The organism is Micromonospora sp. HK10 (genome assembly GCF_000982955.1).
In the GTDB taxonomy this organism is placed as follows: domain Bacteria; phylum Actinomycetota; class Actinomycetes; order Mycobacteriales; family Micromonosporaceae; genus Micromonospora.
In genome coordinates, this window is the sequence record NZ_KQ058898.1 from 320 (window position 1) to 20,561 (window position 20,242).

The 20,242-nt window shown below is 73.0% G+C and carries 16 protein-coding genes and 1 tRNA gene; 10 read left to right on the forward strand and 7 right to left on the reverse strand.

Annotation, left to right across the window (positions count from 1 at the left end; translation table 11 throughout):
- Positions 1–499 (reverse strand): RDD family protein (locus tag LQ51_RS33565; protein WP_231605931.1); only part of this gene is annotated, 499 nt, incomplete at its 3' end.
- A 10-nt stretch (positions 500–509) separates the two neighbouring features.
- Positions 510–1,715: a 4-hydroxyphenylpyruvate dioxygenase gene (hppD, locus tag LQ51_RS29580; RefSeq protein ID WP_046571425.1), complete on the reverse strand. Its 1,206-nt coding sequence runs from the start codon at positions 1,713–1,715 to the stop codon at positions 510–512.
- Between the two features lie 140 nt (positions 1,716–1,855).
- Here hppD and LQ51_RS29585 point away from each other — a divergent pair, with 140 nt between their 5' ends.
- The 6 genes from LQ51_RS29585 (at position 1,856) to LQ51_RS29610 (ending at position 11,055) form a co-directional block, all read left to right on the forward strand.
- Positions 1,856–2,386 carry an Lrp/AsnC family transcriptional regulator gene (locus tag LQ51_RS29585; protein WP_046571426.1) on the forward strand — a complete coding sequence of 177 codons (531 nt, stop codon included), beginning with the start codon at positions 1,856–1,858 and terminating at the stop codon, positions 2,384–2,386.
- Between the two features lie 122 nt (positions 2,387–2,508).
- Positions 2,509–3,891: a PQQ-binding-like beta-propeller repeat protein gene (locus LQ51_RS29590; RefSeq protein WP_046571446.1), complete on the forward strand. Its 1,383-nt coding sequence runs from the start codon at positions 2,509–2,511 to the stop codon at positions 3,889–3,891.
- A 66-nt stretch (positions 3,892–3,957) separates the two neighbouring features.
- Complete coding sequence (locus LQ51_RS29595; protein ID WP_046571427.1) at positions 3,958–5,625, forward strand: fumarate hydratase; 1,668 nt, start codon at positions 3,958–3,960, stop codon at positions 5,623–5,625.
- Positions 5,626–5,870: 245 nt separating this feature from the next.
- Positions 5,871–8,861, forward strand: a complete 2,991-nt coding sequence (locus LQ51_RS29600) for an AfsR/SARP family transcriptional regulator (RefSeq protein WP_046571429.1) — start codon at positions 5,871–5,873, stop codon at positions 8,859–8,861.
- Between the two features lie 39 nt (positions 8,862–8,900).
- Positions 8,901–10,310 (forward strand): class II fumarate hydratase, encoded by a 1,410-nt coding sequence (locus LQ51_RS29605; RefSeq protein WP_197087949.1) that lies wholly within the window; start codon positions 8,901–8,903, stop codon positions 10,308–10,310.
- A gap of 148 nt (positions 10,311–10,458) precedes the next feature.
- Positions 10,459–11,055, forward strand: a complete 597-nt coding sequence (locus LQ51_RS29610; protein ID WP_046571431.1) for a GNAT family N-acetyltransferase — start codon at positions 10,459–10,461, stop codon at positions 11,053–11,055.
- Here LQ51_RS29610 and LQ51_RS29615 read toward each other — a convergent pair.
- On the reverse strand, positions 11,022–11,567 hold the full coding sequence (locus LQ51_RS29615; protein ID WP_046571432.1) for a CGNR zinc finger domain-containing protein: 546 nt from the start codon (positions 11,565–11,567) through the stop codon (positions 11,022–11,024). The genes LQ51_RS29610 and LQ51_RS29615 overlap by 34 nt on opposite strands.
- Before the next feature lie 84 nt (positions 11,568–11,651).
- Between LQ51_RS29615 and LQ51_RS29620 the strand changes: the two genes are divergently transcribed.
- A complete protein-coding gene (locus LQ51_RS29620) occupies positions 11,652–12,614 on the forward strand; it encodes an EamA family transporter (protein ID WP_046571434.1) in 963 nt (320 codons plus the stop codon).
- 466 nt (positions 12,615–13,080) lie between these two features.
- On the opposite strand, the gene LQ51_RS29625 is transcribed toward LQ51_RS29620, so the two are convergent.
- Both LQ51_RS29625 and LQ51_RS29630 read right to left on the reverse strand, forming a co-directional pair.
- Positions 13,081–14,289, reverse strand: a complete 1,209-nt coding sequence (locus tag LQ51_RS29625) for an endonuclease domain-containing protein (protein WP_046571437.1) — start codon at positions 14,287–14,289, stop codon at positions 13,081–13,083.
- A gap of 305 nt (positions 14,290–14,594) precedes the next feature.
- Complete coding sequence (locus LQ51_RS29630) at positions 14,595–15,242, reverse strand: IclR family transcriptional regulator (protein WP_046571439.1); 648 nt, start codon at positions 15,240–15,242, stop codon at positions 14,595–14,597.
- A gap of 63 nt (positions 15,243–15,305) precedes the next feature.
- Here LQ51_RS29630 and cysS point away from each other — a divergent pair, with 63 nt between their 5' ends.
- The gene (gene cysS, locus LQ51_RS29635; protein WP_046571441.1) at positions 15,306–16,721 is read left to right on the forward strand and encodes a cysteine--tRNA ligase; all 1,416 of its coding nucleotides are present in this window, start codon (positions 15,306–15,308) and stop codon (positions 16,719–16,721) included.
- The gene (rlmB, locus tag LQ51_RS29640) at positions 16,721–17,836 is read left to right on the forward strand and encodes a 23S rRNA (guanosine(2251)-2'-O)-methyltransferase RlmB (protein ID WP_046571443.1); all 1,116 of its coding nucleotides are present in this window, start codon (positions 16,721–16,723) and stop codon (positions 17,834–17,836) included. The genes cysS and rlmB overlap by 1 nt, the downstream gene beginning before the upstream one ends.
- 76 nt (positions 17,837–17,912) lie before the next feature.
- Here the strand turns inward: rlmB and LQ51_RS29645 are convergent, their stop codons facing one another.
- Positions 17,913–19,004, reverse strand: coding sequence for an ABC transporter ATP-binding protein (locus LQ51_RS29645; protein WP_046571445.1), 1,092 nt, complete (start codon positions 19,002–19,004; stop codon positions 17,913–17,915).
- 365 nt (positions 19,005–19,369) lie between these two features.
- Here LQ51_RS29645 and LQ51_RS29650 point away from each other — a divergent pair.
- Positions 19,370–19,446 (forward strand) — tRNA-Thr (locus LQ51_RS29650).
- Between the two features lie 145 nt (positions 19,447–19,591).
- Here LQ51_RS29650 and LQ51_RS34195 read toward each other — a convergent pair.
- On the reverse strand, positions 19,592–19,753 hold the full coding sequence (locus LQ51_RS34195; protein ID WP_231605932.1) for a site-specific integrase: 162 nt from the start codon (positions 19,751–19,753) through the stop codon (positions 19,592–19,594).
- Between the last annotated feature and the right edge of the window lie 489 nt (positions 19,754–20,242).

Genomic DNA, 20,242 nt, shown 5'->3' on the forward strand with positions numbered 1-20,242 from the left:
GGGCGTACTCGACGTGGTAGAGCCAGTAGAAGACGAGCAGGACCGCGAAGATCCCCAGCTCGGCGAGGAGGATCGGCAGGAACAGGTCGGTGAAGAACATCGACGGGTCGGGCTCGGGCAGCCTGCCGTCCGGGCCGGGCGTCGGCATCTGGTCGACCGTCCGGACGACCAGCCAGACGAAGACCGGCGCGAAGAGCACCATGGCCACCGCTGAGGCGACCATCGAGTCGATCAGCCAGGCCACCAGCCGCTCGCCGAAGCCGGCCAGCGGCTGGCCGTTGGGGGCCAGGGCCGGCGGCACGAACCCGGCCGGCGGGGCGTACCCAAACCCGGCCGGCGGGGCGTACCCGGCCGGCGGGGCGTACCCGGGCGGCGGGGGCGGGTAGCCCGGCGGCCCCGCGTACGCCGGGGGGACGTACTGCGTGGGCGGCGCGAAGCCGCCGCCCGCGGGCGGGGGCCCGGCGGGCGGCGGCGGGGTGCTCGGGGAAGGGTGCGTCACGCCGACAGTGTTACAGGTTGCCGCGCTTCTCCTGCTCCCGCTCGATGGCCTCGAAGAGGGCCTTGAAGTTGCCCTTGCCGAAGCCGAGGGAGCCGTGCCGCTCGATCAGCTCGAAGAAGACGGTCGGGCGGTCCTGCACCGGCTTGGTGAAGATCTGGAGCAGGTAGCCGTCCTCGTCCCGGTCGACCAGGATCTTGCGGGACTGCAGCTCCTCGATCGGCACCCGCACGTTGCCGATCCGGGCCCGCAGCTCCGGGTCCTCGTAGTACGAGTCCGGGGTGTCCAGGAACTCGACGCCGGCCGCGCGCATGGCGTCGACGCTGGCCAGGATGTCGTTGGTGGCCACGGCGATGTGCTGGGCGCCCGGCCCCTGGTAGAACTCCAGGTACTCGTCGATCTGCGACTTCTTGCGGGCGATGGCCGGCTCGTTGAGCGGGAACTTCACCTTGCGGGTGCCGCTCGCGACCACCTTGCTCATCAGCGCGGAGTAGTCGGTGGCGATGTCGTCGCCGACGAACTCGGCCATGTTGGTGAAGCCCATGACCCGCTTGTAGAACTCGACCCACTCGTCCATCCGGCCCAGCTCCACGTTGCCGACCACGTGGTCGACGGCCTGGAAGAAGCGCTTCGGCTGGAGGCCGGCGTCGATCATCGGCTGCCGGTCCACGATCGGGGCGCGGGACACGAAGCCGGGCAGGAACGGGCCCGTGTAGCGGGACCGGTCGACGAGGGTGTGCCGGGTGTCCCCGTACGCGGCGATGCTCGCCATCCGGACCGTGCCGTGCTCGTCGCTGACGTCGTGCGGCTCGACCAGCCCGGTGGCGCCCTGCGCGGTGGCGTGCGCGTACGCGGCGTCGACGTCCGGCACCTCCAGCGCGATGTCGGAGATGCCGTCGCTGTGCGCGGCCACGTGCTCGGCGCCCTCGGCGCCGGGGCGGACCACGCCGGTCAGCACGAACCGCGCCGAGCCGCTGGTCAGCACGTACTGGGCGTGGTCCCGGTAGCCCTGCTCCGGGCCCCGGTACGCCACGCAGGTCATCCCGTACGCGGTGGAGTAGTAGTGCGCGGCCTGCTTGGCGTTGCCCACCAGGAAGTGAACGTGGTCGAGCCCCTTGACCGGGAACGGGTCGCGGGTGATGTCGTGGTCGACGGCGCCGATGAGGGCGTCGGCGTCGGCCTCGTCGGTCGACTGGGGTCGGTCGATCGCCTGGGTCATGGTGGCCTCCCTTGCGTACCGGCCGGCCTCGTGGGCCGCCCTGGGTGTGCTGTTGTGGCGAGGATTGCTGGGCGGCCGATCGTTGGGCAACAGGTGTGGAAAACCCTGGTCAGGTTGTGCATTCGGTAGGGTGTTGACCCATGAGTGCTGGTCAGGATGTACAGCTCGACGAGCTTGATGCACGGCTGCTCACGTTGCTCGCCGGGGAGCCGCGGATCGGGGTGCTGGAGTGCTCCCGCCGGCTCGGGGTGGCCCGGGGCACCGTCCAGGCCCGGCTCGACAAGCTGGTCGACCGGGGGGTCATCGGCGGCTTCGGCCCGGACATCTCGCCGGCCGCGATCGGCTTCGGGGTGACCAGCTTCGTCACCCTGGAGATCAGCCAGCGGCACGGGCACGACCCGGTGACCGCGCACCTGGCGGCGATTCCGGAGGTGCTGGAGGCGCACACCATCACCGGCTCCAGCGACCTGCTCTGCCGCATCGTGGCCCGGTCGAACACCGACCTCCAGCGGGTGATCGACCAGATCGTCTCCTCCGAGGGCATCCGCCGCGCCTCGACGATCATCGCGCTGGCCGAGCAGATCCCCTACCGCACGCTCCCCCTGGTCCGCTCCGCGGCCCGGGCGGGGTCCCGCTCGCCCTCCGGAGGTGGCGCGCCGGGACCCGCCTAGCACGACGGCGGCCGAGAAAGCCACGCGACACGGCCGTTCGGGGGGTCGGCGCGACGGTGATCGTCGCTACCGTGTGCGGTGTGAAGGGCCTTGGCGTACGCGGCTGGTTGCTGCTGGGGCTCATCACCGTGGTCATCCTCGCCGCCACCGGGGTGTGGAACCCTTTCCCGACGATGTGGGACTGGGTCGACCGGAGCGAGCCGATCTCCGAGCCGGACGTGGTCTGGCAGCAGCGGGTCGGCGGCACGCCGCGCAGCGTGACCATCGCCGGCGACACCGTGATCGTGGAGCAGCGGACCCGGGTCGAGGCGCGCAGCCTGGCCACCGGCAGCCAGCTCTGGGAGCGCAAGGCCGACTGGGCCGCGGTGGCCGGTGGCGACCGGGACCCGGTGGTCGCCGTGGGCAAGCTCCTGGTCAAGGGGTACGAGCTGCTCGATCCCGCCACCGGTGCGGTGCGCCGGCGCGACGACCGGGCGGTGGCCGTCTGGACCTACCGCAACCTGCTGCTCGACGCCCGCTGCGTGGCGGCCACCGACTGCACGCTGAGCGCCTGGGAGCCGCGCGGGACCCGGCCACTCTGGACGGCCTTCCTGCCCGGCGTGCACAGCGGGATGCTCGCCGACAATCCGGAGCTGCTCGGCACCCGGCGGCTCGGCGCGCCGCGCATCGACGACGGGGTGGCCGGGCCGGAGGGTGTCCCGCCGCTGCTCGGGTTCCCGGTCGACGGGCGGGTGCACGTGGTGGACACCGCCACCGGCCGGGTGCTGCAGAACGTCCAGCCCGGCCGGGAGGAACGGCTGGCGGTGATCGGTGGCCGGCTGCTCCGGATCACGGCCACCTCCCGCGACGGGAGCTGCTACTTCGACATCTCCGCCGTGGATCCGGCCACCGGGCAGCAGGTGTGGCGGCGTACCGGGGTGAACCTGCGGACCGCCGACTACGCCGGCTGCGTGCAGCGGGAGGACCCGCAGGGCGCCCGGAACGTGCTCATCGGGGTCGGCCCGGACGGCCGCGAGGCGGTGCTCGACGGGTACGACGGCCGGTTGCTCCTGGTCGGTGCGGACGGGGAGAAGCTGCTCGCCGTCGACGACCGGTACGCACTGGTGCGCAGCGCCGACAAGCGGACCATCGTCGGCCGCGAGCTGGGCGTCGACCGGGCCGGCTGGAGCCGGCCCGCGGGCGGGAAGAGCGGCGCGGCGCTCACCCCGTACGCGGCGCTGATCGCCGAGGAGAAGCCGTCCCGGCTGATCGCCGTCGCCCCGGCCACCGGCCGCGAGCTGGTCGTGCTGCGGACCTCCGCGAACGCCCTCGCCGTCGGCCCGAACGGCATGATCATCGGTGAGGGGCGCGAGATCGGGTACGTCCGTTGGGGCGCCGGTGGCGCCGTCGGGCCGCCCGCGGCCGGGGACGGCGTCCCCGGGCCGGGGCCCGGCGGCACCCGCCTTCCCCCGTCCCAGCAGGGCGACTGCGGGCCGAAGAACGAGCTCTGTTCCGGCGGCGGGTGAGAGCGGCGTCCCAGGGGACCCCGGCGGGTGTCACCGATCGACACCTCTGCCCTAGGCTTTTCGCTCATGAGCAGTGCCGCCGCCTTCGCGTACGCCCCTCTGCTGCCGACCGGTCCCGACCAGACCGAGTACCGCCTGGTCACCGACGAGGGCGTCGACGTCGTCAACGGCCCCGGTGGTCGCCGGTTCCTCACCGTGGAGCCCGCCGCGCTGACCGCGTTGACCGCCGAGGCGATGCACGACATCGCCCACTTCCTGCGCCCGGCCCACCTGGCACAGCTCCGGTCGATCATCGACGACCCGATGGCCTCGCCGAACGACCGGTTCGTCGCGCTGGACCTGCTGCGCAACGCCAACATCGCCGCCGGCGGGGTGCTGCCGATGTGCCAGGACACCGGCACCGCGATCGTGATGGGCAAGCGCGGCCGGCACGTGCTCACCGACGGCGCCGACGCCGAGGCGATCTCGCGCGGGGTGTGGCAGGCGTACACCCGGCTCAACCTGCGCTACTCCCAGCTCGCCCCGCTGACCATGTGGGACGAGCGGAACACCGGCAGTAACCTGCCCGCCCAGGTGGAGCTCTACGCCGAGGACCCGGACGGGCACCCGGACGCGTACAAGTTCCTCTTCATGGCCAAGGGCGGCGGCTCGGCCAACAAGTCGTACCTCTACCAGGAGACCAAGGCGCTGTTGAATCCGACGCGGATGATGCAGTTCCTGGAGGAGAAGCTGCGGCTCATCGGCACCGCGGCCTGCCCGCCCTATCACCTGGCCATCGTCATCGGCGGCACGTCGGCCGAGTACGCGCTGAAGACCGCCAAGTACGCCTCCGCCAAATACCTGGACGGCCTGCCGACCCAGGGTTCGATGACCGCGCACGGCTTCCGGGACCTGGCGTTGGAGGCCGAGGTGCTGGAGCTGACCCGCAACTTCGGCATCGGCGCGCAGTTCGGCGGGCGGTACTTCTGCCACGACGTCCGGGTGGTCCGGCTGCCCCGGCACGGTGCCTCCTGCCCGGTCGCCATCGCGGTCTCCTGCTCCGCCGACCGGCAGGCGGTCGCCAAGATCACCCCGTCGGGTGTCTGGCTGGAGCGGCTGGAGACCGACCCGGCGCGCTACCTGCCCGACGTCACCGACGCGCAGCTGGACAGCTCCGAGGTGGTCCGGGTGGACCTGAACCGCCCGATGGACGAGATCCGCGCCGAGCTGTCGAAGTACCCGGTGAAGACCCGGCTCTCGCTGACCGGCCCCCTCGTGGTGGCCCGGGACATCGCGCACGCCAAGATCGCTGAGCGGCTGGACGCGGGCGAGCCGATGCCGCAGTACCTGCGCGACCACGCGGTCTACTACGCCGGCCCGGCCAAGACCCCCGAGGGCTACGCGTCCGGCTCCTTCGGCCCCACCACGGCCGGGCGGATGGACGCGTACGTGGCGACGTTCCAGGCGGCCGGCGGCTCGATGGTGATGCTGGCGAAGGGCAACCGGTCCGCCCAGGTGACCCGCTCCTGCCAGCAGCACGGCGGCTTCTACCTCGGCTCGATCGGCGGCCCCGCCGCGCGGCTCGCCCAGGACTGCATCAAGCACGTCGAGGTGCTTGAATACCCCGAGTTGGGCATGGAGGCGGTCTGGAAGATCGAGGTGGAGGACTTTCCGGCCTTCATCGTGGTCGATGACAAGGGCAACGACTTCTTCGCCGAGGTCACCAAGCCGGTGCTCACCGTCGGCCGGCGCTGACGTACCCCGATAAGGAGGCGACCGGGCCGGTTCGGCGCCCTGCCCGGCTGCCGCCTGTCGACATCGGTGCGCCCGCCCGGAAGATCCCGGACGGGCGCACCGCCCCCGTCGGATGCCGTTACCGACAACCCGGAACGAGTGTCGGGGTCGCCGCTGTCGATCCGCTATCAGATCGCTATCGTTCACCAGCGCCGCTCGGTGACGGGCGGGCTACGCTCCTGGCAGTCGCGCACACGGGGGTGGGGATGCGGTTCGGGATCCTGGGTCCACTGCGGGTCGGCGGTGGGGAGACCACCGTCACCGCGGGCCGGGACCGGACCGTGCTCGCCCTGCTGCTGCTGAGGCCCGGCCGGGTGGTGCCCGTCGAGGAGCTGATCGACGCCGTCTGGGAGGAACGGCCCCCGGCCACCGCCCGTACCCAGTTGCAGATCTGCGTGTCGCGGCTGCGGCAGCGCTTCGCCGCGCTCGGGCTGCCCGCGGAGAGCATCGTCACCGATCCGGCCGGCTACGGCATCCGCGTCGACGCGTCCGACCTGGACGTCGGGGTCTTCGCCCGGGAGGTCGACGCCGCGCGGTCGGCGCTCGCCGCCGGCCGGCCCGCCGAGGCCCGCCGGCACTACCGGACCGGCCTGGGGCTCTGGCGGGGGCCCGCGCTGGGCGGGATCGCCAGCCGCAGCGTACGCCGCCGGGCGCAGGCCCTCGACGAGCAGCGGCTCGCCGTGCTCGAGGAGTGCATCGACGTCGAGCTGCGGCTGGGGCAGGCGGCCGACGTGCTCGACGAACTGGTCGAGCTCGTGGAACGCCACCCGTTGCGGGAACGGACGCGCGGCCAGCTCATGCTCGCCCTCGCCGCGCTGGGCCGGCAGGCGGACGCGCTCGCCGTCTACCGGGAGGGCCGCCGGATCCACGCCGACGAACTCGGCATCGAACCGGGCCCGGCGCTCCAGGAGCTGCATCAGCGGGTGCTCGCCGGTGACCTCACGACGACCGGCCCCAGGGCTCTCCCCGCCGCCGTCGTCCCGGTCCGGTCGCTGCCCCGGGCGATCAGTGACTTCACCGGCCGGCAGCAGACGGTGGCCCGGCTGGTCAAGGAGATCGTGGAGGACGGGGCGCGGGTGCAGCTCATCGACGGGATGGCCGGGAGCGGCAAGACCACGCTCGCCGTCCACCTGGCGAGCGCCCTCGGTGAGTGGTTCGCCGACGCGCAGCTCTACGTCGACCTGCACGGGCACAGCGACCGCCCGCCGCTCACCCCGGTCGCGGCGGTGGCCACGCTGCTCCGGCAGCTCGGCGTCGCGCCCGAGCGGACCCCCCTCGACGTGGACGACTGGTTGGCGGTGTGGCGGATCGAGCTGGCGCGGCGCCGGGCCGTGGTGGTGCTGGACAACGCGGCCAGCGCCGAGCAGGTGGCCCCCCTGCTGCCCAGCGGGGCGGAGAACGTCGTCCTCGTCACCAGCCGCCGCCGCCTGTTCGGGCTGGACGACGGGCGCCCGTCGTCGCTGCCGGTGCTGGACGCCGACGAGGCGGTGGAGCTGCTGGCCCGGGTCGCCGGCGGGGACCGGGTGGCCGCCGAGCCGGAGGCCGCCGCCGAGGTGGTCCGCCGCTGCGGGTACCTGCCGCTGGCGATCCGGCTGGCCGGCGCCCGCCTGGCCCACCGGCCACGGTGGCGGATCGCCGACCTGGCCGAGCGCCTCTCCGCCGGGCGCGACCCGCTAACCGAGCTGGGGGCCGGCGAACGCTCCGTCGGGCAGGCCTTCGCGCTGTCGTACGCCCAGGTGACGCCGCCGGTGCAGCGGCTGTTCCGGCTGCTCGGCCTGCACACCGGGGCCCGGTTCGACAACCGGGTGGCGGCGGCGCTCACGGATCTGCCGCTCGCCGAGGCGCAGGACCTGCTCGACGACCTGGTGGACGCGCACCTGGCGGAGGAGGTGGAGCCGGGCCGGTACCGGCTGCACGACCTGCTGCGCGAGTACGCGCGGCGGCTGCTGGCCGAGCCCGAGCGGTCCGACGAGCGCCGGGTCGGGCTGGAGCTGCTGCTCGACCATCACCTCAACGTGGCCACCGCGATCGCCCGGAGGCTGGAAGCCGGCCCGAGCATCCAGACGCTGGTCCGGATGCCCGCGCCGCGCCGCCCCGACCTGGTCGCGGCCTGCGCCAACCAGGGTGAGGCCTGGTTCGACGAGCACCGCAGCGCCGTGACCGCGCTGGTCCGGGTGGCCGAGAACGAGGGTTTCCTGCGGCACTGCTGGCAGCTGGCACGAACGTTCTGGTGGTCCAACTACACCGGCGGGCATCTCGACGAGCTGGTCGAGACGCATCAGGTCGCCCGGCGGGCCGCCGACGCGCTGCGCGACGACGAGGCGTCGGCGATCACCATGAACTACCTGGCCTCGGCCTACTACCGGCAGGGCCGACTCGTCGAGGCGACGCAGGTGATGGAGGCGGTCGTCGACCGGTACCGCCGGCTCGGCCAGCGGCGCGAGACGGTGCACGCGCTCTGCAACCTGGCGGCGGCCTACGCCTGCGCCGACGACTACCGGCGCGGCACCGAGAGCGCCGCGGCGGCGCTGCGGCTGGCCCGGTTGCCGGAGGAGACCGAGCAGGCCGCGAACCTGCTCAACAACCAGTCCATCGCGCTGCTGCTCTGGGGCCGCTACGACGACGCCCTGCGGACGTCCCGGCACCACCTGCTGCTGGCCCGGCAGTGCAGCGACCCGCGACCGATGGCGAACGCGATCGCCCACCTCGGGATGATCCGGCACCGGATGGGCGACCGTGAGCCGGCCCGCCGGTTGCTGCGCATCGCGGTGAACCTGAAGCGCCGGGTAGGCAACCGGTTCGGCGAGGCCGAGCTGCTCAACGAGATCGGGGTGATGGCGCGCGAGGAGGGCCGGCCCGTGACGGCCGCCGGACACCACCGGGAGGCGCTGGTCGCGATGATCGAGATCGGGGACCGGACCGGGCAGTGCGCCGCCCGTAACCTGCTGGCCCGCGCTCTGCTCGATCAGGGGGACGCGGCCAGCGCGTTGGACCTGCACCGGCGGGTGCTGGCCGACGCCACCCGGGTCGGCACCCGCTACGAGCAGGCCCGGGCCCTGGACGGCATCGCCCGCTGCCTGCGGCACGGTGACCCGGCCCAGGCCCGGACGTACGCCGGCCGGGCGCTGGCGCTGTTCCAGCAGCTCGAGTCCCCGGACCAGCGGCAGACCGCGGAGCTGCTGGCCGAGCTGGGGTGAGCCCGGCTTTCCCTGCGGTGCGGCGGGACGCGCGGCAGGATGGTACGCGTGACGACTCCAGAGGCGACCGGGTACCGGATCGAACGCGACTCGATGGGCGAGGTGGAGGTACCCGCCGAGGCGCTGTGGCGGGCGCAGACCCAGCGGGCGGTGCAGAACTTCCCGATCTCCGGCCGGGGGCTGGAACCGGCCCAGATCAAGGCGTTGGCGCAGATCAAGGGGGCGGCCGCCCAGGTCAACGGCGAGCTGGGGGTGATCGGGGCGGACGTCGCCGCCGCGATCGCGACGGCCGCCGCGCACGTCGCCGACGGCGGGTACGACGACCAGTTCCCGGTGGACGTCTTCCAGACCGGGTCGGGCACGTCGTCCAACATGAACGCCAACGAGGTGATCGCCACCCTGGCCAGCCGCGAGCTGGGCCGGAACGTGCACCCGAACGACGAGGTCAACGCCTCGCAGTCCAGCAACGACGTCTTCCCGACCTCGATCCACCTGGCCGCCACCCAGTTCGTGGTGGAGGATCTGATCCCCTCGCTCAAGCAGCTGGCCGGGGCGCTGGAGGAGAAGGCGGCCGAGTTCGAGACGGTGGTGAAGGCCGGGCGTACCCACCTGATGGACGCCACCCCGGTCACGCTGGGCCAGGAGTTCGGCGGCTACGCCGCCCAGGTCCGCTACGGCGTCGAGCGGCTGGAGGCGGCGTTGCCCCGGCTGGCGGAGCTGCCGCTCGGCGGCACCGCGGTGGGCACCGGCATCAACACCCCGTTCGGTTTCGCCGGCAAGGTGATCGGGAAGCTGCGCGACTCGACCGGGCTGCCGCTGAGCGAGGCGCGCAACCACTTCGAGGCGCAGGGCGCCCGGGACGCCCTGGTGGAGACCTCGGGCCAGCTGCGCACGATCGCCGTCGGGCTGTACAAGATGGCCAACGACATCCGCTGGATGGGTTCCGGTCCCCGCGCGGGACTGCGGGAGCTGCGTATCCCGGACCTCCAGCCCGGCTCGTCGATCATGCCGGGCAAGGTGAACCCGGTGGTCGCCGAGGCCGTGCGGCAGGTCTGCGCCCAGGTGATCGGCAACGACGCGGCGGTGGCGTTCGCCGGGTCGCAGGGCGACTTCGAGCTGAACGTGATGCTCCCGGTGATGGGACGCAACCTGCTGGAGTCGATCAAGCTGCTGGCCGCGTCGAGCCGGCTCTTCGCGGAGCGGCTGGTGGCCGGCCTGGTCGCGGACGCCGAGGTCTGCCTGGCGTACGCCGAGGGCTCGCCGTCGATCGTCACCCCGCTCAACCGGCACCTCGGCTACGACGAGGCCGCGTCGATCGCCAAGGAGGCACTGGCCAAGCAGGTCTCCATCCGCGAGGTGGTGATCTCCCGGGGGCACGTCGACTCCGGCAAGCTCACCGAGACCCAGCTCGACGAGGCCCTGGACCTGCTCCGGATGACCCACCCCTGACCGGGTCGAGCCGGTCGGGGATCCGGCTCCGCCCGTACGGTCGGCGATCTCCCCGCGCGCGGACCCGGCGTGCCGGGCGGGCGGGCAGCGGCCGCGCTGCCGCGGTAACTCGCTCGCCGGCAGCGGCGGCGGGAGGGATGATCCGGGCGTGCGTGACGACGGCGGAATGCTGCTGGAGACCGCGCGGTTGCGGCTGCGCCGGTTCACCATGGACGACGTGGACCACCTGGTCGAGTTGGACCGCGACCCGGAGGTCATGCGCTACCTGACCGGCGGTCGCCCGACCCCCGTCGCGGCGGTCCGGGACGAGCACCTGCCCCGGCTGCTGAGCCAGTACGACCGCCACCCCGGGCTCGGCCGGTGGGCCGCGCTGGACCGGGTCACCGACGAGTTCCTCGGTTGGCTGTCCCTCGATCCCGCCGACGACGGCACCGAGGGGGAGCTGGGCTACCGGCTGCGCCGCGCGGCGTGGGGCCGGGGGCTGGCCACCGAGGGGGCCCGGGCGCTGGTCCGGCATGCCTTCGACCGGGTGGGCGTGCGGCGGGTGTGGGCGCAGACGATGGCGGTCAACGACCGGTCGCGGGCGGTCATGGCCCGGGCCGGGCTGCGCTATCTGCGCACCTTCCATCTGGTCTTCGACGATCCGATTCCGGGCACCGAGCACGGTGAGGTGGAGTACGAGTTGGCCCGGGCGGACTGGCCCGGCGTCCGTCAGGAGTGGGACGCCGCTTTGCGCGCACGGTAGGCGGTGACGGCGGCGCGGTTGCCGCAGCCGGCGTCGCAGAACCGCCGGGACCGGTTCTTCGACAGGTCGACCAGCACGTTGTGGCAGTCCGGATGCTCGCAGCTCCGCAGCCGGCTCAGTTCACCGGCGCGGACCAGGTCGGCGACACCCATCGCGGCCTCGACCGCCATCCGGGTCGCCAGCGGCGCGTCCCGGGGCACCGCGTGCAGGTGGTACGGCTCGTCGTCGTGCCGAATCAGCTGGGGCAGCGCGCGGGACTCGCGGAGCAGGCCGTTGACGAACTTCACCACCTCGTCGACGTCGGTGTGCCAGAGCCGGCGCAGCCGGAGCCGCAGGGCCTGGACCTGGCGCAGCTCGGCGTCGGTGTGCTCGTGCCGGCCGGTCCAGCCGTGCGCGGCGCAGAACCGGTCGAGGGCCGCCACGTCGGGCAGCCCTTCCCGGTCCGGGTCAGCGGTGTTGACCAGCGCCGCGGCGGCGACGAGGGCACACTCGGTGTCATGGGCGAAAAGCAACTTGACTCCTGTCACAGTGCTGGCCTAGCGTCATCAGCATAGCCGTCTTTCACTCATGACCGTCGGTCGGACAAGGAGCTGTCCATGCGGGAACGGCCCGGTGTCGGCCTCGGCCTCGCCCTGCTCTCCGCGCTCACCTTCGCCACCTCGGGCACCTTCGCCCGGCCGCTGATCACCGGGGCGTGGTCCGCCGAAGCGGTGGTGCTGGCCCGGGTCGGCATCGCGGCCCTCGTCATGGCCGTACCGGCCCTGCTGGCGCTGCGCGGCCGGTTGCCGGTGCTCCGCCGCAACGCCATCACGATCGTCGTGTTCGGACTGCTCGGCGTGGCCCTGGCCCAGGCGTGCTTCTTCAACGCGGTCCGCTACCTGCCGGTCGGCGTCGCGCTGCTGCTGGAATACCTCGGCATCGTCCTGGTGGTCGGCTGGATGTGGCTGGTCCACGGCCAGCGGCCCCGGCTGCTCACCGTCGCCGGTTCGGTCACCGCCCTGTGCGGGCTGTTCTTCGTGCTGGACCTCGCCGGCGCCGACCGGCTCGACCCGGTCGGCGTGCTCTGGGGACTCGGCGCCGGAGTCGGCCTCGCCGGCTACTACGTCATCGCCGGCCGGGTCGACCCGGCGCTGCCCTCCGTGGTGATGGCGAGCGGCGGGATGGCCGTCGGTGCCCTGGTGCTGCTCCTGCTCGGCCTCGTCGGCCTGCTCCCGCTGCGGGCCGGCGCCGCCGACGTCACCTTCGCCGGGCACCAGATGAGCTGGCTGGTGCCGATCGCCGGGCTGTCCCTGGTGGCCGCGGTGATCGCCTACCTGACCGGGGTCGCCGGCGCGCGGCTGCTCGGCGCGCGGCTCTCCTCGTTCGTCGGCCTCACCGAGGTGATGTTCGCGGTGCTCATCGCCTGGCTGCTGCTGGATGAACTGCCGACCGCGATCCAACTGTCCGGCGGTGCGCTCATCGTCGTCGGGGTGGCCCTGGTCCGGCTCGACGAACTGCGCACGGCGCCCAGGGTGAACGCCGCAACCCCACCCGAGCCCGCGCTCGCCACCGACCGCTGACCCCCATCCGCCCCCTCTGCCCTCCGGCCCTTCCGCCCTCCGCCCTCCGCCCCCTCTGCCCCCTCCGGCCTCTGCCCTCGGCCCCGGGGCCCTCGGCCTTCCGGTCCGCGGCCTTCCGGTCCGCCGGCCGGTGGTCCGCTGAGCAGGTTGCGGCAAAGTGGGCCTACGTTCTGCGTTGAGGGCACGGGTTGCCGCATTCCGCGCCGTGACGCCGCGCGGGACGGCACCACCAGCAGCCACTCCAGGTTGATCGGCTCGCCGGTGGCCAGCACGATCACCACCAGCACCGGGTAGTGACGCCGCTGGTGGCGGCGGACGCCTGCTGGTTGGGTCGCGTGGTGGCAGGGGCGGTTGCTTCGATGGCACGGCATGCGGGACGAGCGGGTGGGGACCGGGGTCGGCCCGCCCGGGCGCCGACCCGATCCCGGTCCGGGTGGCGATCCGGCCGATCGGCTGCACGACCTGGTCAGTTCGCTGCGGCCCGGGGTCGCCAGCCGCGGGCGATCAGCGCGGCGCGGACCTCCCGCACAACCCCGGGAAAGTCCCGGCGCATCCGCCGGCTGGTCACATGCAACACCAGCCAGCCGGCGGCGACCAGCTGGTTCAGCCGCTGCCGGTCGCGGTGAAGTTGGTCGGCGTCGGCGTGCCACTGACCGTCGTACTCGACCGCGACGCGGAACTCCGGCCACGCCAGGTCGGGATGCAGAATCAGCCCCGAGCGCAGCCGGACCGGATGCTGGGTTACCGGCCGGGGTAGTCCGGCGAGCACCAGTCGGACCCGGAGCTGCGATTCCGGTGGCGACTCGGCGCCGGGGTCGACCAGGTCGAAGACCCTTGCCGCGTGCTTGCCGCCGGGCCGGTCGAGCCGGTGCGCGGCGATGGCGGCGAGCGCCCGCCGGGAGGTCGACCCGCGTGCCAGCAGGGAGTCGATGATGCTGACCGCCCGTCCGGTCTCCAACCAGACGGCGGTCTCCCACGCCGCCGTCGTGGGGTCCGAGGCGACCAGCGCGGCTACCGCCCCTCGGGTGGCGGCCGGCGGGCACAGCGGCTGCTCCCGTCGTGCCGGACCCGCCAGGCGCGGTGGCCGCGCGGGATCTGATGGCTGCATCTGCCGCACAGGACCGGGTGGACGCGCCTGCTGGGCGGGACCGGGTGAGGGCGCCGGCAGGGCGGGACCGGGTGGACGCGCCTGCTGGGCGGGACCGGGTGGACATGCCTGCTGGGCGGGACCGGGGGAAGGCGCCGGCCGGGCGGGACCGAATGGATAGCCGGGCTCGGCCGGATGCGACGGGTTCGGATCGGGTGGACCTCCGGCTCCGGGTTCGGGGTCGAGCAGGCTGCTGTGCACGCGGAGCCCTCGCTGGCTGCGGAGCCCGCAGCCGGGCGGCGCGATCACGTGCACGTCGTCGGTGAAGCTTGCGGCGTGCGGCACGCCGTGCAGGTAAGCGGCCGACGGGCCGGCGATCCTCGTCCCGGCGGGTACGCGCAGCAGCACCGCACAGCAGGCGAGCCGATGGTCCTGGTCCAGCCGGGCGTCGGCGTAGACGTCGTGGCGGATCCGGGTCCAGGCGGAGCTGCGTAGCTGGTTGCCGGTGAGCAGGCCGGCGTGGACCGCCTCGGATCCACGGAAGACCTGCCAGGTCAGCGCGTCGGGCCGGTAGGCGACTCGGGGCATGCCGACGAGGATGCCGGCACCAGCCTCGCATCGTCGCTGCCCTGTGGATGACCCCACCGCCCTGTGGACAGCCCCCCAGCCACCCTCACCGCCTGCTATGGCGCGGTGTCCACCGGCCGGCGGCGGCTTCACCTGGGGCAGCGACCCGCCGGCGGCATACCTGGGGCAGCGACCCGCCGGCGGCATACCGGGGGCAGCGACCCTCCGGCGGGCGGGTTGCGGCGAATCGGGCCGTCATCAGGCGGCGGAGGCACGACATGCCGCAGAGGGCGCGGATCACGCGGCGAGGAGGGCGGATCGGTTGGTCAGCGGAGCGCGGCGGCGATCGCCTCGGCGGCGGCGTTGACCTGGGGGCCGACGGTGGTGACGTCCAGCGGGGCGAGGGCCACCACGCCGACGCTGGCCTCCAGCCCGGCCACGCCCAGCACCGGGGCGGCCACCCCGTACGCCCCGGACTGCAGCTCCCCGGTGCTGCTCACCGGACCCGCCTGACCGGCCCGCCCGGCCAGGATCGCGCGGCCCGCCGCGCCCCGCTCCAGGGGGTGCCGGGAACCGGACCGGTACGCCACGTGGAACGACGTCCAACTCGGCTCGACCACCGCGAGGGCGACCCCCTCGCCACCCTCCACCACGGTCAGGTGGGCCGTGGCGCCGGCCTGTTCGGCCAACCGGCGCAGCGCGGGCAGTGCCCCCTCGGCGAGCAGTGGCTGGGCCCGCCGGGCCAGGTGCAGCACGCCGGCGCCGAGCCGCAACCGGCCCTCGGTGTCCCGCCGCAGCATGCCGTGCCCGGTCAGCGCGCCCACCAGCCGGTAGACCGCCGCCCGGCCGATGCCGAGCAGGGCCGCCGCCTCGGTGACGGTGAGCCCGCGTGGCGCGTCGGCGACCAGGTGCAGCAGGCGCAGCCCGCGGTCCAGGGTCTGCGCCGTCTCCGGGGTGCGTGCCGCCGTGTCCACAGCACGCAGCGTACGACCCGGCTCCGGCCAACCTCGAAATGTGCGGACGGCTACCCTTGTACGGTGACGCTACGCCTGTATGACACCGCCACCCGATCGGTGCGGGACTTCGTCCCGCGGGAAGCCGGCAAGGTGGGGGTCTACCTGTGTGGTCTCACCCTCCAGTCGCCGCCGCACATCGGCCACCTTCGCTCCGGGGTCAACTACGATGTGCTGCGCCGCTGGCTGCTCGCCTCCGGTTTCGAGGTCACCTTCATCCGCAACCTGACCGACATCGACGACAAGATCCTGGTCAAGGCCGGGGAGCAGGACCGGCCGTTCTGGTCGATCGCGTACGCCAACGAGCAGATCCTGTCGGCGTCCTACCGGGCGCTGAACGTGCTGCCGCCCACGTACGAACCGCGGGCCACCGGGCACGTCCCGGAGATGCACCAGCTGATCGCGCGGCTGATCGAGACCGGGCACGCCTACCCGGCCACCGACGGCTCCGGCGACGTCTACTTCGACGTCGCCTCCTGGCCGGCGTACGGGTCGCTGTCGGGCCAGTCCCCGGCGGACATGCAGCCGGCCGGGGACGCCCCCGAGCGCGGCAAGCGGGACCCGCGCGACTTCGCGCTCTGGAAGGGCGCCAAGCCGGACGAGCCGGCGGACGCCTACTGGCCGTCGCCGTGGGGCCGGGGTCGGCCCGGCTGGCACATCGAGTGCTCGGCGATGTGCTGGCGCTATCTGGGCGCCGAGTTCGACATCCACGGCGGCGGGCTCGACCTGACCTTCCCGCACCACGAGAACGAGATCGCCCAGTCCCAGGCGGCCGACCTGCCGTTCGCCCGGTACTGGGTGCACCACGGCCTGCTCGCCATCGGCGGCACCAAGATGGGCAAGTCGCTGGGGAACACCCTCGACCTCGACTACGTGGCCTCCCTCGGGGTGCGCACGGTCGAGCTGCGCTACTACTACGTCGCGGCGCACTACCGGTCCCGGATCGACTACTCGGAGGACGCGCTGCGCGAGGCCGCGGTGGCGTACCGGCGGATCGAGGGTTTCGTGCAGCGGGCCGTCGAGCGGGTCGGCGCCGGCCAGCTCGGCGAGCTGCCGGCCGGCTTCGTGGCGGCGATGGACGACGACCTCAACACCTCGGCCGCGCTGGCCGTGCTGCACGAGGTGGTCCGGGACGGCAACACCGCGCTGACCGCCGGCGACGATGTGACCGTCCGCACGACCCTGGCCGCGACCCGGGCCATGCTGGATATCCTCGGCGTCGACCCCCTGGACCCGGCCTGGACCGGCGGTGGCCGCGTGGACGACCTGCGCGGCGTGGTGGACTCCCTGATCGCGCTCGCCCTGGAGCAGCGCGCCCAGGCCCGCGGCCGCAAGGACTGGGCTGCCGCCGACGCGGTACGCGACCAGCTCAAGCAGGCCGGCGTGGTCGTCGAGGACACCCCCCAGGGCCCGCGTTGGACTATTGGAGAGCAGGACTGATGGCCGGCAACTCACAGCGCCGTGGCCGGCGACTGGCCCCGAAGGCGGGCGCCCCGAAGGGCTCCGGCGGCAAGAACAAGGACGCCCTGACCGGTCGGGGCCGCACCCTGCCCGCCGACGAGCGGCCGTGGCACAAGGCGTACTCGGGCACCGAGAAGCTGCCCCAGCGCACCGCCTGGAAGCAGGACAAGGAGCGCCGGGCCGCGGCCGAGGAGGGGCGCGCGCCCAAGATCGGCCAGCCGGGCACCAAGGACACCACCTGGGGCAAGGGCACCCGGGCCGGTGCGCCGCTGAAGGGCGGCAAGGGCAAGCCGACCGGCCGGGGAGGCCCCCGGGTCGCGCCGGGCCGGAAGTCGAACCCGGCCAAGGACAGTCCCGAACTGCTGGTCGGCCGCAACCCGGTGCTGGAGTCGCTGCGCGCCCAGGTGCCGGCGACCGCGCTCTACACCGCCCAGGGCATCGACGTCGACGACCGGGTCAAAGAGATCGTGCGTACCGCGGCCGACCGGGGCATCGCGATCCTGGAGGTCGGCCGGAGCGAGCTGGACCGGATGACCGGTGGGGTACTGCACCAGGGCGTCGGCCTGCAGGTGCCGCCGTTCGCGTACGAGCCGTTCGACGATCTGGTGGCGACCGCGCTGGAGCAGGCCGCCCCGCTGCTGGTCGCGCTGGACGGGGTCACCGACCCGCGCAACCTCGGCGCGGTCATCCGGTCGGCCGCCGCGTTCGGCGCGCAGGGCGTCTTCGTACCGGAGCGGCGGGCCGCCGGGATCACCGCGACCGCCTGGCGGACCAGCGCCGGCGCGGCCGCCCGGGTGCCGGTCGCCCAGGTCACCAACCTGACCCGGTCGCTGAAGGCGTGCAAGGAGGCCGGCTTCGTCGTGGTCGGCCTGGACGCCGACGGCGAAACCGACCTGTACGACCTGGAGGCGGCGGTCGGCCCGCTGGTCGTGGTGGTCGGCTCGGAGGGGCGCGGGCTGTCCCGGCTGGTCGGGGAGACCTGCGACCTGACCGTCAGCATCCCGATGGTCTCCGACGTCGAGTCGCTCAACGCCAGCGTGGCCGCGGCGGTCACCCTCGCCGAGGTCGCCCGCCGCCGCGCCGTCGAGGCCTGACCGCCGGCCCCGCAGCGGGCGCTATACACACAGAAAGGGGCGGCCCGCCGATGCGGACCGCCCCTTTCGGCGTACGTCAGATCCGGGTGCCGGTGGTGGCGTGGAAGACGTGGCTGCGGCCGGTACGCGGCTTGACGAACACGGTGTCGCCCATGTTCGGCATCGTGCGCCGGTCGGTGCGGACCACGAACCGCTCGTTGTGGCCCTCGAGCGCGGCGTGGCCGTAGACGTTGGCGTCGGAGCCCAGGTCCTCGACCAGCTCCACCACGACCGGCATGCCGCCCTCGGTCGGGCTGACCAGGTCGCAGTCCTCCGGACGGAAGCCGACGGTCACCTTGCCGTCGCCACCCTCGGCCCGCGCCGCGGCCACCTGCTCGCGGGTCAGCGGGATGTGCATCTCGGCGAACGCGGCACCCTGCTCGGTCAGCGGCACGGTCTTGATGTTCATGGCCGGCGAGCCCATGAAGCCGGCGACGAAGACGTTGGCCGGGGTGTCGTAGAGCGCCCGCGGGGTGTCCACCTGCTGGAGCACGCCGTCGAGCATGACCGCCACCCGGTGACCCATGGTCATGGCCTCGACCTGGTCGTGGGTCACGTACACGGTGGTGACGCCCAGCTTGGCCTGGAGCGAGGCGATCTGGGTACGGGTCTGCACGCGCAGCTTGGCGTCGAGGTTCGACAGCGGCTCGTCCATGAGGAAGACCTGCGGCTCGCGGACGATCGCGCGGCCCATGGCGACCCGCTGGCGCTGACCGCCGGAGAGCGCCTTCGGCTTGCGGCTGAGGAACTCCTCCAGCTGGAGCAGCCCGGCCGCCTCCTTGACCCGCCGGTCGATCTCCGACTTCGAGGTCTTGCGCAGCTTGAGCGCGAACGCCATGTTCTCGTACACCGTCATGTGCGGGTAGAGGGCGTAGTTCTGGAAGACCATCGCGATATCCCGGGCCTTCGGCGGAAGGTGGGTGACGTCCCGGTCGTCGATGTAGATGGCGCCGTCGTCGACGTCCTCGAGGCCGGCGAGCATCCGGAGGCTGGTGGACTTACCGCAACCCGAGGGGCCGACCAGGACGAGGAACTCGCCGTCGCCGATCTGGAGGTCGAGCTGGTTGACCGCGGGGCGGTCGGTACCCGGGTAGATCCGGGACGCCTTCGCGTAGGTGACCGTAGCCATGGTGGAGCGCTTCCTTTCACCGGCAGGAACGTGCCGGACGATCCGAGTGAAGGAGCGACCGGCACCTACGGTGCCGGCCAGCCGGGCGTCACCCGGGCAGCCGAGGCCGACCGGAGTTTCGTCCGTGTCACTGCACCGTAAACGGCTTTGGCGGCGCTGCCAAGACGGGGTGCCAACGGTGGGACGGCCGGCACGGGTCAATCCGGTCACACGGGCACGGCGAGGCATCAATCTCCTCGTGTCGACGCCCAGTCGGCAACCGATCCGAAGGTAGCCGGGTCAGGAAATTGACGTTTTCCGTGCTCGGGAGGCCTGCCGAGCGGGATTTCCGGACGTCACTCGCTATGCTGACGGCGGCACCACGCGCCCCTGTAGCTCAGCTGGCCAGAGCACTCGCCTTGTAAGCGAGATGTCGCCGGTTCGATCCCGGCCGGGGGCTCCAATTCCATCAGGCATCTCGCGGCGCTGGCTGCCACGAGACGGCCCCATTGGCAGCAACGGTGACACCGACGGGGGTCACGACAGTCGCCCGTCGAGCCTGCCGAGCGCCTGACGCATGGCATCACGGTTGGCGTGGGCGTAGGCCTTCACGTCGGCGTGCCGGGCGATGCCTGGCCGACGTGCGGCGGGACGCCCAGCTCCATCAGCAGCGACACGACCGTGTGCCGCCGGTCGTGCAGGCGGACACCGGGCAGACCGGCGGTCTCCGGTAGCCGAGCAAACGAGCGGCTGAGGTTGGTCGGCTCCAACGGGGTGCACCGCTCGGAGGGGAAGACCAGCCGTGGTCCTGCCAGACCTCGGCGAGCAGACAGCTGGTGCCCGGCCGCGAAGCGGCCCGCCGGCGGCCTGCCAGCAGATCATTCGGTACGGCTCCGAAAACTTTCGGGGATTGCTGCCCGTCATGCTGGATCGGCCCTGCCAGAGAGACCGGCGATCCAGTGCTAACCAGGAAGATCGTCGGGAGGATTGGTTCCGGAGTTGTTCCGGAAATTGTTGACATGCGATGAACGCTGAATCACGATGCTCATCGACGGCTGTCAGCGCCGTCGCACCACCACCCCGATCGCCGCCTGGCTCGTCCGCCAGGTCTCACGAGTAGGTGACACCCATGAACGATGCTCCCGCCCGCCCAGGTGGCCGCGGTCGCGGCCGGTTCAGACTCCTCATCGGCGCTGCCACCGCCCTCGTGCTGGCAGCCGTCTCGGCGACCATGACCGGCGTCGCGCACGCCGAGGCCG